General features: G+C 70.8%; 1 protein-coding gene. It reads right to left on the bottom strand.

Annotated elements, in window-relative coordinates; all coding sequences use genetic code 11:
• Positions 1-278: 278 nt before the first annotated feature.
• Positions 279-530: NAD-binding protein (locus ACTIMO_RS17275; RefSeq protein WP_448183220.1), on the bottom strand; the 252-nt coding region annotated here is incomplete at its 5' end.

Genomic DNA, 530 nt, shown 5'->3' with positions numbered 1-530 from the left:
GGCCTGCAGCGCGTGGAGCCGCTCGGCAACGCCGCGCCGGTCGATCAGCGCACGGCGATTGGGGACATTGTCGAAGCGGCTGGACATGTGGGGGAGATAGAGGCTCGCGGCGCGCGCGTCATCCACTCAGTTCCTCCCCGAGCTTGTCTCGGGGAGGGGGACCATGCGCAGCATGGTGGAGGGGCGGTGGACGAAGTCCGCCGGCTGCGCCGGCGCCCCCACCACCACCGCCTTCGGCGGCGGTCCCCCTCCCCCAGCAAGCTGGGGGAGGAATTGCGCTACCGCAGCGTCTTGATGATTCCCGAGAAATCGAGCCCCGCGCCGTCGCCGTCGACGAAAGCCTGGTAGAGATGCTCCGCCCGCGTGCCCATCGGCACGTTCGCGCCGACGCTCGCCGCCGCTTCCAGCGCCAGCTTCAGGTCCTTGAGCATCAGCGGCGCCGCGAAGCCGCCCTGATAGTCGCGGTCGGCCGGGCTTTCGGGGCCGACGCCGGGGACCGGGCAATAGCTCGTCATCGACCAGCTCTGGCC

The sequence above is a fragment of the Arthrobacter sp. CP30 genome (assembly GCF_053470025.1).
This window is presented reverse-complemented; position numbering and strand designations above follow the sequence as displayed.